Source organism: Cellulosimicrobium composti (assembly GCF_010287905.1).
Lineage (GTDB): Bacteria > Actinomycetota > Actinomycetes > Actinomycetales > Cellulomonadaceae > Cellulosimicrobium > Cellulosimicrobium composti.
The window spans coordinates 1-12,830 of the sequence record NZ_JAAFAN010000085.1 but is presented as its reverse complement, the minus strand read 5'-3'; the positions used below and the strand labels follow the sequence as shown (position 1 = coordinate 12,830).

Genomic DNA, 12,830 nt, shown 5'->3' with positions numbered 1-12,830 from the left:
CTGCGTCGGCGGTACGGCTACTACTGGACCCGGCTCGTCCTGACGGTCGCAGCGTTCGGTGCCGTCTGGGCGGGGATCGTCCTGGTGGGTGACTCCTGGTGGCAGCTCCTGCTGGCCGTGGTGCTCGCTCTCGTGCTCGCCCAGCTCGCGTTCCTGGGCCACGACAGCTCCCACCGGCAGGTGTTCCGGTCGCGGGCCTGGAACGACTGGACCGCTCGCATCCTTGCGAACGCGCTCGTCGGGCTCAGCCACGCCTGGTGGACGACGAAGCACGACGCCCACCACGCCGCCCCGAACCAGGAGGGCCACGACCCTGACATCTCACCGGGCGTGATCGCGTTCACGCCCGCCGTCATCGCGAGCCGTCACGGCTGGCGAGGGTGGCTGGCACGTCGGCAGGGCTGGTACTTCTTCCCCCTGCTCGCCCTGGAGGGCCTCAACCTGCACGTCGCGAGCGTGCGCCGGGTGCTCGGCCGTCGGCCCGTTCCGCACCGTGGCGTGGAGGTCCCGGTCCTGCTCGGGCGGCTCGTCCTCTACCTGCTGGTGCTCGGCTTTCTGCTCCCCCCGACCCTCGCGGCGGCGTTCCTCGCCGTGCAGCTCGCGATCTTCGGCATCCTGCTCGGCGGCGCGTTCGCCCCGAACCACAAGGGCATGCCGATCGTCCCGGCGACCGCGGACGTCGACTTCCTGCGCCGCCAGGTCCTCATGTCCCGCAACATCCGCGGCGGCCCGGTCGTCGACTTCTTCATGGGCGGTCTCAACCGCCAGGTGGAGCACCACCTGTTCCCGAGCATGCCGCGCCCGAACCTCAAGCGTGTCCAGCCCCTCGTGCGCGAGTACTGCTCCCAGCTCGGCGTGACCTACACCGAGGTCGGGTTCTTCACCTCCTACCGGATCGTCGTCCAGTACCTCAACGACGTCCCCGGACGCGCCCGCGATCCGTTCTCCTGCCCCCTGGCCGCCAGCCTCGGCCGCTAGGACACCGGGCCGCGCGTACAGCCGCTCCCAGGTTCGTTCCCAGGTTGAGGGCGTAGGGTCGGGCTATCCGCGGCGAACGTGCCCCATATGAGGTGCGCGGGCCCGGAACCGCAAGGAGGCCACCATGGCCACCACCCCGCTCAGCTCCGCCACCAACGGCGAGCCCGCTGCGACCGCGCGCGTGACGCGGCCAGACCCCGTCTCGCGCACCTCCGGGAACCCGACCAGGACCCCCCGCACGCGCACCGGAGCCACCTGGGTCGGCCTGTGCGTCGCCGCCCTCGTCCTGGTCGCACTCATCGTGTTCATGCTCCAGAACACCCAGCTCGTGATCGTCTCCTTCCTCGGCTGGCAAGGCTCCGTCCCGCTCGCCCTGGCCCTGCTCATCGCAGGCATCGGCGTCGGGATCGTCGCCCTCGTCGTCGGCACCCTGCGCATCCACCAGCTCCGCCGACGCCTCGCACACCGCCAGTAGGTCGAGGAGATCCGACTCTGTGACCGACGATCGCGAAACCCCGCCCCACCGTCCCACCGACCTGGTCGGCGAGATCGACGCCTCCCAACGCGAGATGGAAGACGTCATCTCGGTCGTCGACAACGGCGCTCCCGTAGATCTCGTCCGCTACGTCGCCGCACACGCCCGCCTCGACGCCGCGATCGCGGTGTGGAACCAGCGCGCCGCATCTGATACCTAGACGGCGAGCAGGACGACGTCCGCGTCCGGTGTCCGGGTGTCCGTCCGTCCGGCCCGGACCGCGGACACGCGGGCGCAGACGCTCGTGCGGCCGAGTCCGAGCTGGTCGGCGATCGCGCGCCCGGACAGGTCCGTCGCCAGGGCGAGGCGGTCGATCTCGTCGAGGCGCTCGGACACGCGTCCGCGCGGCGCCGTCCGTGTCCGTCCACTGTCCGGGTGTCCACCGTCTGTCCGCGCGCCCGGCGCCTCGGTGTCCGTCGCGCGCAGCTCGGGTGCGCGCTGGACGACGAGCGCGACCGGCGCGACGTTGCCGACGACGTCGGGCACGGCCGCCTCTCCGGCGCTCGCGGCCCCCGTCTCGGTGTACGTGTCCGTGTCCTTTGCCGGGGTGGTGTCCGTGAGCGGGCCGAGGGCGACGCCGGCGACGACGTGGGCGGCTGCGAGCGTCATGAACGGGAACCCGGCGGCGAGGGTGGCACCGACGGTGCCCTGCCAGCCCTGGGGGCCGGCGTCCCAGGCGTGGGCGGCGTTGATCGCGGACGAGACGGTGGTCAGGGCCCAGACGAGCGTCCAGGGGAGACGCGCGTTCTGTCCGCGGTGGGTGCGGAGAAACGCTGCGACGACGTAGCCGAGCATGGCGATCTCGAGCGCGACGGGCACGAGCCAGGCGAGGCGGTCGGGGATCGCGGCCCACGGCGCGGCCGCGGAGACGCCGGTGAAGCTGAGCGTGAAGCTCGCCGCGGCGACCGCGACGAGGACGACGAGCAGGCCTGCGAGAACGAGGCGGTTGTCGGGGTTGATCCGGGCGGACGTCGTCGGGCGGGACGTGGTGGTCATGGCGGTGGTCCTCTCGTGCGTGGTGGTCAGCGGGCGGTGCGACCGCGCCAGGCGATCGCCTTGACGGCGGCGACGGTCTCGGGGTCCGGGGGAGCGGCCGCGTGGGCGGCGTCGTCCTCGGCGAACAGGTCGCGCGTGACGGTCGTCGGGCGGGCAGCGGTGCGAGGTGCGGGCGGGGGCGTCGGGCTGGTCTGCGCCAGCGCGGTGAGGCGGTAGCGGAGCAGGCCCGGGCCGCGGGCACCGGTGAAGTCCTGCGCGGCGAGCTCGCGGGCGACGTCGTCGGGCGTCCACCCGGCGGCGCGCAGCTCGCGGGCGTGCTTGCGTGCCGCCGTGGCCGCCAGGCCGCGGGCGAGGGGGTGTGACCGGATTTCCTCCACCACCCCGTCCAGCAGGGCGTCCCGCTCGCCCTCGCCTTCGTCGACGACGGCGAGCGACCTGGTGGGGGGATGGGGCAGGGGATGGGACACGGGATCCGGCACGCCTCGCGACACCCTTTCGTCGCGAGGCGACACGAGTCCGTCGCGAGCCGACACCTGTCGCGGCGCTCGCGGCTCGTGATCCTGGTGCTCGACGACGTCGGGGCCGGGCGTCGTGAGCGCGTAGCGGGCCGTGGAGCCACGAACGCCGGTCGAGGTGAGGGTGAGCCACCCGGCGTCGCGCAGGCGCCGCACGGCGGCCGTCGTGGCGGTCCTGCCCAGGCTCGTGCGTGCCTGCAGGCGCTCGGCCGCGACCCACACCCGCAGCGGGCCGGTGGAGGCGTGGTCGGCGTAGGCGAGGGCGACGAGCTTGTCCGTTGCCCTGAGGTCGGATGCCCACACGGCGTCGCGCCAGGCGTGCACGTGTCGGCGTGCGGGCGACGTCGCGTGGCCCGTGGGGTGGAGGGGGGCGCTGGTAGCGTTGGCGAGAGCCATCTCTGAGGGTCCGTTCCTCGTGGTGGTCAGGCCCCGTCCGGTGTTCGTAGCACCGGCCGGGGCCGTTCTGTTGGTGGGGGCCTATGGGGTCGCGAACGACCCAGATCGGGTGAATTGCGCGCGCCTTGTACGCCCCCGGGCCCCGCGCGCGGGGTCGGCGAAGAAGCCCGCGGTGGCCGGTGCCACGCGAGGCGTCAGCAAGGAGAAGGGGAGGTGCGTCCGTGGCGCGCGTTGCAACGCATGTGCAACGTGGGGCCGAACAACAGTTCGACCGGAGAAGTATTCTCGCAGGTCAGGAGTGGTGCCCCGAGCAGGACTCGAACCTGCAACCGACGGATTAGAAGGCCGTTGCTCTATCCATTGAGCTATCGAGGCGCGCGCCCATCGTAGTGGGAGGCGGGCGTGCTCGGGAGGTCGAGGGCCTGGTGACGGACGTGCAGGTGGGGCGGTTGTCCACCGCGCGGCGCGTGCGTTTGGCGGGGCCCCCGGCAGAGGTCACTATGAACCAGTGAGAACTCCAGACGCCGCCACGAGCGACGCGAGCGCCCCCGCGACCGGCCGGTCGCCGGGCTCGTGGAGGCCCGCGCAGGCGACCGAGGAGCTCGGCGTCACGGTCTACGACGTCGCGCGCGACCTGCGCCGCGACGTCGCCGACGTCGAGCTCCCGCTCGCGATCGACGGCGCCGACGAGGCGGAGGCGTCGCGCCGCCGTCTCGTCACGCAGCTCGACGAGCACCTGCTGCCGCGGCTGCGTGAGCTGTCGTCCCCGGCGATCGTCGTCATCGCGGGGTCGACGGGCGCGGGCAAGTCGACGCTGTACAACTCCCTCCTCGGCGAGGAGGTGTCGCAGGCGGGCGTGCTGCGCCCGACGACGCGCGAGCCGGTGCTCGCGTTCAACCCGCTCGACGCGGACGTGATCGTCGAGGGTCCCGTGACGCGCGTGGCGCGCGTCATCGACCACGACGGCGTGCCGCGCGGGACGGGGCTGCTCGACGCGCCGGACCTCGACTCGCTCCTGTCGGAGAACCGCGACACCGCGAGCCTGCTGCTCGAGGCGGCGGACCTGTGGCTGTTCGTCACGACGGCGTCGCGGTACGGCGACGCCCTGCCGTGGCAGGCGCTGTCGCGCGCGAAGGAGCGCGGCGCGAGCGTCGCGATGGTGCTCAACCGCGTGCCGCGCGAGACGCTCACGACGATCCGTGGGGACCTGCTGCAGCGTCTGCGCGACCACGGCATGGACGGCACGCCGCTGTTCGTCGTGCCGGACGTCGGCCCGCACGAGGGGCTGCTCGACCGCTCGGTCGTGGCGCCCGTCGCGCGCTGGCTGACGATGCTCGCGGGCCCGGACCGCTCGCGCGCCGTCATCACGCGCACGCTCAAGGGGTCGCTCTCCGCGCTCCCGGCGTGGGTCACCGGCGTCTCGGACGCGGTGGAGGAGCAGGTCGAGGCGGCCGCCGTGCTGCGGACCGCGGCCGAGCGGGCGGTCCCGCCCGTGCGCGACGCCGCCCGGGCGGCCGTGCTGGACGGCGCGGTCGCGCGCGGCTCGCTCGAGGCGCGCTGGGCCCAGGTCACGGGCGCGGGGCGCGTGGACCGCGTCACGGTGCGCGGCGGCGTCGTGCGCTCGTCGAAGCGCCGCGGCCGCGCGCGCGAGCAGGTGCTCGCCCCGCTGCTGGAGGAGACGCGCGAGGCCGCGCGCCGCACCCTCGCGGCCGACGGCGTGCTCGGCCACGAGGCGCTGCGCGCCGCGCTCGACGGCGAGCGCCCGCTCCCGGGCGCCTCCGACGTCCTGCCGTTCGAGGAGGACGCCGCCGCGCGGCGCGAGGCCTCCGCGACGACGCAGGTGCTCCAGTGGTCCCGGCGCGCCGAGCAGGTCGTCGCGGAGCTCGCCGCGCCGACGGCCGCCGACGCCGCCCGTGCGGCCGTCAAGGCGTTCGGGGAGACCGGTCTCGCCGCGCTGCTCCTCGCGGGCGCCGCCGGCAACGACGACGCGGCCCGCCTCGTGCGGACCGTCCTCGCCGCGACGGGCGAGGACGCGCTCGCAACGCTGCGCGACGACCTCGCCGAGCGTGCCGCGACGATGGTCGAGCGCGAGGTCGAGCCCGTGCTCACGGCCCTCGACGACCCCGCTCTCGCGGCCGACGCCGCCGTCGGGCTCCGACTCCGACTCGCCGAGCTGAGGAGGCTCATGTGACGTCCCACGACGCCCAGCTGCGCGCCCGGGCCGACGACCTCGCGCGCGCGGTGGACCTCGCGGGTGACCGCCTCGACCCCGTGGTCGCGGCGCAGGTGCGCGACGCGATCGCCGGCGTGCGCGAGCGCCTCGCGCTCGGCGTCGACCACACGGTCGTCGCGCTCGCGGGCGGCACGGGCTCGGGCAAGTCGAGCCTGTTCAACCGGGTGTCGCGCCTCGACTTCGCGGACGTCGGGGTCAAGCGCCCGACGACGGCGCGCGTCACGGCCTGCTCGTGGAGCGACGCCGCGACGGCGCTGCTCGACTGGCTCGACGTGGACCCGGAGCGCCGGATCACGCGCGACGGCGAGCTCGACGCGGACGACGAGTCCGCGCTCGGCGGTCTCGTGCTCCTCGACCTGCCGGACCACGACTCGATCGAGCCGGCGCACCGCGCCGTCGTGGACCGGGTGCTCCCGCTCGTCGACCTCCTCGTGTGGGTCGTGGACCCGCAGAAGTACGCCGACGACGCGCTGCACTCGGGCTACCTGCAGAAGTCGACCGGGCTCGAGGGGTCGATGGTCGTGGCGCTCAACCAGATCGACACCGTGCCCGAGGCGCGCCGGGCGTCGCTCGTGGAGGACATGGGCCGCCTGCTCGAGGAGGACGGGCTCGACGGCGTCTACGTCACGACCGTCTCCGCGCGCACGGGCGAGGGACTGGGCGAGCTGCGCTCCCTGCTGGAGCAGGCGGTCGCGCGGCGCAGCGTCGCCGCGAGCCGGGTCGCGGGCGAGCTCGACCGGGCGGGCGCGCTCCTGCTGGAGCAGCTGCCGGGCGACGTGCCGTGGACCATGAGCACCGCGGTCGAGGAGGAGGTCGGCGCGCTGGCCGAGGCGACCGGCCTCGCCGCCGTCGCGGGCCAGGTCGGCGCGGCCGTGCGCAACGGCTACGGGCGCCCCGAGTTCTCGCCCCCGCAGCCCGACGCCGTCGCGCTGTCCCGCTCGCGCTGGCTCGCTCGCGCGGGCCGCTCGCTGCGTCCGGGGTGGCAGAAGGCGCTCGACGAGGCGGTCGCGCCCGCGGACCGGGTCGCCGAGGCGACGCGGTCGGCGCTCGCGAAGATCCCGCTCGACACGCGCGGCCCGGCGTCCGCGCGCCCGACGCGCCGCGCGGCGTGGACGGCGCTGGCCGTGGGGGTCGTCGCGGGCGTCCTCGCGGTGCTCGGCTCGCTGCGCGTCCTCGACCTCGGGCGCACGCTCGTGACGGTGTGCGCGGTCGTCGCGGCCGTGGCGGTCCTGGGTGCGGTGATCGCGTTCCTCGTCGCGCTCCAGGTGCGGCGTGCGCTCGCGCGGCGGCGCGAGCAGCAGGTCCTCGCCTCGGGGCGGGGCGCGATCGAGCGCGTCGTGCAGGACGCGATGGGCAAGCCCACGCAGGCGCTGCTCGACACCCACCGGCAGGTCCGCGAGCTCGCGCAGTCCGCACGAGACAAGGCGCCCGCGGCGCCGCTCACCGGGGCGCTACGGCTACCCACAGCCCCGGGTGGCGCGCCGGCGTCCACAGGGCAGGGCACGACGCCGGACGGGGGCACCGCGCTCGCCGCACCCTGAGGCGGTGGCCGGGACCAGCCCGGCCGTCGACCCCAGGAGGCACCATGCCCGGTGACGTCACGGTCACGCTGTCCGGCTTCGTCGCGACGACCCCCACGCTGTTCCGCTCGGAGTCCGGGAACGACTTCACGAGCTTCCGCATCGCGCAGACGCGGCGATTCCTCGACCGCGAGCGTGGCGAGTGGGTCGACGGCCGCACGCTGTGGTTCACGGTCAAGGTGTGGAAGGCCACGGCACGCAACGTCGCGGTCTCGCTGCACAAGGGCGACCCGGTGGTCGTCACGGGCCGGCTCTCGCTCGACGAGTGGGAGGGCCCTCTCGGCCCGCGCACGAGCCTCGTCGTCGAGGCGACGGCGCTCGGCCCCGACCTCACCCTCGGGGAGGCCCGCTTCGCGCGCACCGTGCACCGTCGCGACGTCGAGCGGCGGTCGGAGGACGGGACGGGTGCACCGGACGGGGACGCGGGCCGCGAGCACGACGAGGCTGCGCCGAACGCCGACGACGACGCGCGGGACGGCTCCGTCCGCGACCTCGCGGGCGGCTCGGAGACCGACGACGGGCACGCGCCCCGGGACGCGTGGACGTCCGTGGCGCAGGCCGACGCGGACCTGGGACCGGACGCGGGACCGGACGCCGGACCGGACGCCGCGGTCGCGGCAGCGACGGCCGGCTGAGCGCGCGCGACGCCCCCGGGGCGGGTCCGGCGACGGGACACCGCGTCGCGGGACGCGTCCCGGCGGCTCGACCGCGTAGGCTGAGTGGTCGACGAATCCCGAACGCTCCCGACCGAAACGGTGGAACGACAGGCTGTGGCTGAGTTCATCTACTCCATGTACAAGGCGCGCAAGGCGCACGGAGACAAGGTCATCCTCGACGACGTCTCCCTGAACTTCCTGCCCGGCGCCAAGATCGGCGTCGTGGGCCCCAACGGCGCCGGGAAGTCCACGATCCTCAAGATCATGGCCGGCCTCGACACGCCCTCGAACGGCGAGGCGCGCCTGTCCCCGGGCTACAGCGTCGGCATCCTGCTCCAGGAGCCGCCGCTCAACGAGGAGAAGACGGTCCTCGGCAACGTGCAGGAGGCGGTCGCGGACATCCTCGCCAAGAAGCAGCGCTTCGACGAGATCTCCGCGCTCATGGCCGAGCCCGACGCCGACTTCGACGCGCTCCTCGCGGAGATGGGCACGCTCCAGGAGGCGATCGACGCCGCCGACGCGTGGGACCTCGACTCCCAGCTCGAGCAGGCGATGGACGCGCTGCGCTGCCCGCCGCCGGACGCCGACGTGTCCGTGCTCTCCGGTGGTGAGCGCCGCCGCGTCGCGCTGTGCAAGCTCCTGCTCGAGAAGCCGGACCTGCTGCTGCTCGACGAGCCGACGAACCACCTGGACGCCGAGTCCGTGCTGTGGCTCGAGCAGCACCTCGCGACGTATCCCGGCGCGATCCTCGCCGTCACGCACGACCGCTACTTCCTCGACCACGTCGCGGAGTGGATCTGCGAGGTCGACCGCGGCCGCCTCTACCCGTACGAGGGCAACTACTCGACGTACCTGGAGAAGAAGCAGGAGCGCCTGCAGGTCCAGGGCAAGAAGGACGCCAAGCTCGCCAAGCGCCTCAAGGACGAGCTCGAGTGGGTCCGCTCGAACGCGAAGGGCCGCCAGACGAAGTCGAAGGCGCGCCTCGCCCGCTACGAGGAGATGGCCGCCGAGGCGGAGCGCACGAGGAAGCTCGACTTCGAGGAGATCCAGATCCCGCCGGGCCCGCGCCTGGGCAACGTGGTCCTCGAGGCGACGAACCTCCAGAAGGGCTTCGACGGCCGCCAGCTCATCGACGGCCTGAGCTTCACGCTGCCGCGCAACGGCATCGTCGGCGTCATCGGCCCGAACGGCGTCGGCAAGACGACGCTGTTCAAGACGATCGTCGGGCTCGAGCCGCTCGACGGCGGCGAGCTCAAGGTCGGCGAGACGGTGTCGATCTCCTACGTCGACCAGTCGCGCGGCGGCATCGACCCGAAGAAGACGTTGTGGGAGGTCGTGTCCGACGGCCTCGACTTCATCAAGGTCGGCAACGTCGAGATCCCGTCGCGCGCGTACGTGGCGTCGTTCGGGTTCAAGGGACCGGACCAGCAGAAGCCCGCGGGCGTGCTGTCCGGTGGTGAGCGCAACCGTCTCAACCTCGCGCTCACGCTCAAGCAGGGCGGCAACCTCCTGCTGCTCGACGAGCCGACGAACGACCTCGACGTCGAGACCCTCGGCTCGCTCGAGAACGCGCTGCTCGAGTTCCCCGGCTGCGCCGTCGTGGTGTCCCACGACCGGTGGTTCCTCGACCGGGTCGCGACCCACATCCTCGCGTACGAGGGCACGGAGGAGAACCCGGCGAACTGGTACTGGTTCGAGGGCAACTTCGCGTCGTACGAGGAGAACAAGGTCGAGCGCCTGGGTGCCGACGCCGCGCGCCCGCACCGCGTGACGTACCGTAAGCTCACGCGCGACTGACCGGACCGGGCGGCCCACGACGCCGGGCGGGGACGCACCCTGCCCGGCGTCGTCGCGTCCGCCTGCGGGGCGATCGGACGACCCGCCGTGCCACCTCGGCCCGGACGCGTCCGCCCGCGGGGGCGATCGGACGACCCGCCGTGTCACCTCGGGCCTGACCAGCGGCGCTGCGGCAGACTGGCCGCATGACGGCCACCGGTGACCTGGGAGACGACGCGGGCCGCCCCGGCGCGTCGGCGCAGGACGCCGAGGGACCCGACGCGACCATCGGACCCCGCCCCGGCGGTGCGGTGGCCGCGGGGGCCGCCGCGACGGCCGGGCTCGTCGAGTCGCTCGAGATCCTCCGCAGCCGGCTCGCGGCCGTTCGCCTGCCGCTGGACCTCCCGGGCGCGGCCGCGGCGCGCGAGGACCTCGGCCTCGCGGTGCACCAGCTCGACGACTACCTGCTGCCGCGGCTGCGCTCGCACGCGGCGCCGCTGCTCGTCGTCGTCGGCGGGTCCACGGGCGCGGGGAAGTCCACGCTCGTCAACTCCCTGCTCGGCGAGCACGTGTCGGCGCCCGGCGTGCTGCGCCCCACGACGCGCGCACCCGTCCTCGTCCACCACCCGCTCGACGAGCGCTGGTTCTCGACCGACCGCGTGCTCCCGGGCCTCGCGCGCGTGAGCGAGCACGGCGCACGTTCCACGGCCACCGCGACCGGCACGACGAGCGGCACGGTGACCGGCCCTGGGTCCGGGGAGCCGACCACGCCGTCGGACCCGACGCGCACGCTGCGGCTCGTCGCGAGCGACGCCCTGCCGCAGGGCCTCGCGCTCGTCGACGCGCCCGACGTCGACTCCGTCGAGACGGCGAACCGCGAGCTCGCCGCGCAGCTCCTCGCCGCCGCGGACCTGTGGCTCTTCGTCACGACCGCTGCGCGGTACGCCGACGCGGTCCCGTGGGACCTGCTGCACCGTGCGGCCGAGCGCCGCGCGCAGGTCGCGATCGTGCTCGACCGGGTCGACCCCGGGGCGGAGGCGGTCGCCGACGACCTGCGCCGCATGATGGACGAGAACGCGCTCGACGCGGCGCCGCTCTTCGTCGTGGGCGAGACCGACCTCGTCGACGGCTTCCTCCCCGAGCACGCCGTCGCCGAGGTCGCGTCGTGGCTCTCCGCGCTCGGGGCCGACGGTGACGCGCGCGACCGGGTCGCGACCGCGACGCGCGACGGCGTCGTCGACGACCTCGTCCGCCGCGCGGTTCTCGTCGCGGGCGCCGCCGACGCGCAGGCGACGTCGGACGCGCGGCTCCGGGGCGTCGTCGAGCGCGCGTACGACGAGGCGGCCGCGACCGTGGACGCCGCCACGAGCGACGGTGCACTGCTGCGCGGCGAGGTGCTGGCGCGGTGGCAGGACTTCGTGGGGACGAGCGAGATCTTCCGGTCCGTCGAGCAGGGGGTCGGGCGCGTGCGGGACGCGCTCGCGGCGTTCTTCCGCGGCCGGCCGGCGCAGGCGCCGCAGGTCGAGCAGGCGATCGCGCACGGGCTGGAGGCGGTGGTACTCGACGCGACGGACGCGGCGGCGGAGCGTGCTTACGGCGGGTGGCGTGCCGACCCGGCGGGCACGGCCCTGCTCGACGGTCTCGACCTCGCGCGCTCCTCCGCGGGCGTGCGTGCCCGCGTGGCCGACGAGATCCGCGGCTGGCAGTCGGACGTCCTCGCGCTCGTGCGGGAGCAGGGGGCGGGCAAGCGCGGCGCGGCGCGCGCGCTGTCCTTCGGGATCAACGGCCTCGGCCTGAGTCTCATGGTCGTCGTGTTCGCGTCGACCGGGGGGCTCACGGGCGCCGAGGTCGGGATCGCGGGCGGGACGGCGATCCTCGCGCAGAAGCTCCTCGAGGCCGTGTTCGGCGACGACGCCGTGCGACGCCTCACGCGGACCGCGCGCGACCGCCTCGCCGAGCGCGTCCGGTCCGTCCTCGACGACGAGGCCCGCCGCTACACCGCCCAGCTCGACGCGCTCGGCACCGCGGACGCCGACGAGTCGGCGCGGTCCGTGCGCGAGGCGGCACGCGGCGTCGAGGCCGCCGCCCGCGCCGAGCGCGCCGAGCGCGCCGCGCGAGGCCCCGACCGCGCTCCTGACCGCACGCCCGCCGGGCGCCACGCGGCGCGACTCCTGCGCGGCGCCGGGTGGAGCGCACCGGCGGCTGGCGAGCCCGACGACGCGAGCCCGGACGAGGGCCCGGACGAGGGCCCGCGGGAGACTCGCCGCCCCGGGTTCTGGCGCCGCCTCCTCGGGGGTGAGCGCGCGTGACGATCGACCTCGCGGCACGCACGGCCGCGCTCGAGACCGCCGTCCGTGCGGGCGAGGGCCGCCTCGACGCGGACCTGCTCACGGACGCGCGAACCGTCGTCGCCCGGGTGCGCGAGCGCGCCGGGCTCTCGGCCGACCACACCGTCGTCGCCCTCGCCGGTGCGACCGGCTCGGGCAAGTCGTCGGTCTTCAACGCGCTCGCGGGCGCGGACCTCGCGACGGTCGGGGTGCAGCGACCTACGACGTCGCACCCCCTCGCCGCGGTCTGGGGCGCGACGAGCGCCGCGAGCGGCGGGGTGCCCGCGGCGTCCGGCGTCGGCCCCCTCCTCGACTGGCTGGAGGTGCGCCGCCGGCACGACATGGGCACGCCGCTCACGTCGGGCGACCCGGGCGACGCGCGCACCGGGGGCCTGCGCGGCCTCCTGCGGGGTCGCCGCGCGGGGGAGGTGACGAGCGGCCTCGTGCTGCTCGACCTCCCGGACCACGACTCGGTCGTCGTCGAGCACCGCGTCCGGGCCGAGCGGCTCGTCGAGCGTGCCGACCTCCTCGTGTGGGTCGTCGACCCGCAGAAGTACGCGGACGCCGCGCTCCACGAGCGGTACCTGCGCCCGCTCGCGGGCCACGACGCGGTGGTCGTGCTCGTGCTCAACCAGGTCGACCGGCTCACGCCCGCCGACGCCGACGCGTGCCTCGCCGACCTGCGGCGGCTCGCGGCCGAGGACGGGCTGGGCGACGCTCGCGTGCTCGGCGTCTCGGCGCGCACGGGCCAGGGGCTCGACGACCTCCGCGGTCTGCTCGCGGACGCGGAGGCGCGGCGGCGGGCGGCGAACGACCGGCTCGCCGCCGACGTGCGCGG

The 12,830-nt window shown here is 75.0% G+C and carries 11 protein-coding genes and 1 tRNA gene; 9 read left to right on the top strand and 3 right to left on the bottom strand.

Going from position 1 to position 12,830, the window contains the following annotated elements; all coding sequences use genetic code 11:
* From GYH36_RS17515 to GYH36_RS17505, 3 genes are all read left to right on the top strand, one after another.
* On the top strand, positions 1-978 hold a 978-nt coding region (locus GYH36_RS17515; RefSeq protein WP_162290514.1), incomplete at its 5' end, for a fatty acid desaturase family protein.
* A gap of 124 nt (positions 979-1,102) precedes the next feature.
* On the top strand, positions 1,103-1,453 hold the full coding sequence (locus GYH36_RS17510; protein WP_162290513.1) for a LapA family protein: 351 nt from the start codon (positions 1,103-1,105) through the stop codon (positions 1,451-1,453).
* 19 nt (positions 1,454-1,472) lie between these two features.
* Positions 1,473-1,673 (top strand): hypothetical protein, encoded by a 201-nt coding sequence (locus GYH36_RS17505; protein WP_162290512.1) that lies wholly within the window; start codon positions 1,473-1,475, stop codon positions 1,671-1,673.
* On the opposite strand, the gene GYH36_RS17500 is transcribed toward GYH36_RS17505, so the two are convergent.
* From GYH36_RS17500 to GYH36_RS17490, 3 genes are all read right to left on the bottom strand, one after another.
* Positions 1,670-2,509 (bottom strand): DUF2637 domain-containing protein, encoded by an 840-nt coding sequence (locus GYH36_RS17500; protein ID WP_162290511.1) that lies wholly within the window; start codon positions 2,507-2,509, stop codon positions 1,670-1,672. The genes GYH36_RS17505 and GYH36_RS17500 overlap by 4 nt on opposite strands.
* 26 nt (positions 2,510-2,535) lie before the next feature.
* Entirely contained in the window at positions 2,536-3,420 is an 885-nt protein-coding gene (locus GYH36_RS17495; protein WP_162290510.1) for a hypothetical protein, read from the bottom strand.
* A gap of 299 nt (positions 3,421-3,719) precedes the next feature.
* Positions 3,720-3,795, bottom strand: a tRNA-Arg gene (locus GYH36_RS17490).
* A 133-nt stretch (positions 3,796-3,928) separates the two neighbouring features.
* On the opposite strand from GYH36_RS17490, the gene GYH36_RS17485 reads away from it, so the two are divergent.
* From GYH36_RS17485 to GYH36_RS17460, 6 genes are all read left to right on the top strand, one after another.
* Positions 3,929-5,611: a GTPase gene (locus GYH36_RS17485; RefSeq protein WP_162290509.1), complete on the top strand. Its 1,683-nt coding sequence runs from the start codon at positions 3,929-3,931 to the stop codon at positions 5,609-5,611.
* Positions 5,608-7,194, top strand: a complete 1,587-nt coding sequence (locus GYH36_RS17480) for a P-loop NTPase family protein (protein WP_162290508.1) — start codon at positions 5,608-5,610, stop codon at positions 7,192-7,194. The genes GYH36_RS17485 and GYH36_RS17480 overlap by 4 nt, the downstream gene beginning before the upstream one ends.
* A 44-nt stretch (positions 7,195-7,238) precedes the next feature.
* Positions 7,239-7,868 (top strand): single-stranded DNA-binding protein, encoded by a 630-nt coding sequence (locus GYH36_RS17475; protein WP_162290507.1) that lies wholly within the window; start codon positions 7,239-7,241, stop codon positions 7,866-7,868.
* A 135-nt stretch (positions 7,869-8,003) separates the two neighbouring features.
* A complete protein-coding gene (ettA, locus tag GYH36_RS17470) occupies positions 8,004-9,686 on the top strand; it encodes an energy-dependent translational throttle protein EttA (protein ID WP_024842184.1) in 1,683 nt (560 codons plus the stop codon).
* A 185-nt stretch (positions 9,687-9,871) separates the two neighbouring features.
* Positions 9,872-11,974, top strand: coding sequence for a dynamin family protein (locus GYH36_RS17465; protein WP_162290506.1), 2,103 nt, complete (start codon positions 9,872-9,874; stop codon positions 11,972-11,974).
* Positions 11,971-12,830, top strand: an 860-nt coding sequence (locus tag GYH36_RS17460) for a GTPase (protein ID WP_312028699.1), incomplete at its 3' end; no start/stop codon positions are given. The genes GYH36_RS17465 and GYH36_RS17460, both read left to right, overlap by 4 nt.

Excerpts from the sequence above, each read along its gene's own strand:
- GYH36_RS17475 (WP_162290507.1), top strand. The coding sequence starts at position 7,239 with ATGCCCGGTGACGTCACGGTCACGCTGTCCGGCTTCGTCGCGACGACC.
- GYH36_RS17510 (WP_162290513.1), top strand. The coding sequence starts at position 1,103 with ATGGCCACCACCCCGCTCAGCTCCGCCACCAACGGCGAGCCCGCTGCG.
- GYH36_RS17500 (WP_162290511.1), bottom strand. The coding sequence starts at position 2,509 with ATGACCACCACGTCCCGCCCGACGACGTCCGCCCGGATCAACCCCGAC.
- GYH36_RS17465 (WP_162290506.1), top strand. The coding sequence starts at position 9,872 with ATGACGGCCACCGGTGACCTGGGAGACGACGCGGGCCGCCCCGGCGCG.
- GYH36_RS17495 (WP_162290510.1), bottom strand. The coding sequence starts at position 3,420 with ATGGCTCTCGCCAACGCTACCAGCGCCCCCCTCCACCCCACGGGCCAC.